Genomic DNA, 246 nt, shown 5'->3' on the forward strand with positions numbered 1-246 from the left:
TGTGTTCGCAGCGATAACATCCAACGGTTTGAATGAAAGAGGCCTGATTACCGCGGGATGCTCTTTTCTTTATCTATTAATTATGATGGGGCTTATTGTTCGGGCCGGTTTTAAAGCAAAAAAAGAACAACTGCATTATTATCAGGCTAAAGGTATTGAGCCGCTCAGTATCGAGAAGTTACAGGCGCTACAATTGATCGCACCTTATCGATTCTATCATAAGCAATGGTCTGAAACGCTGGAGTT

At 41.9% G+C, this 246-nt stretch carries 1 protein-coding gene; it reads left to right on the plus strand.

The genetic code is table 11. The features are described 5' to 3' along the window. Positions 1 to 246, plus strand: a 246-nt coding sequence (locus tag SB756_RS33865) for a hypothetical protein (protein WP_410913737.1), incomplete at both ends; no start/stop codon positions are given.

The sequence above is a fragment of the Pseudomonas sp. SIMBA_068 genome (assembly GCF_046534705.1).
Lineage (GTDB): Bacteria > Pseudomonadota > Gammaproteobacteria > Pseudomonadales > Pseudomonadaceae > Aquipseudomonas > Aquipseudomonas putida.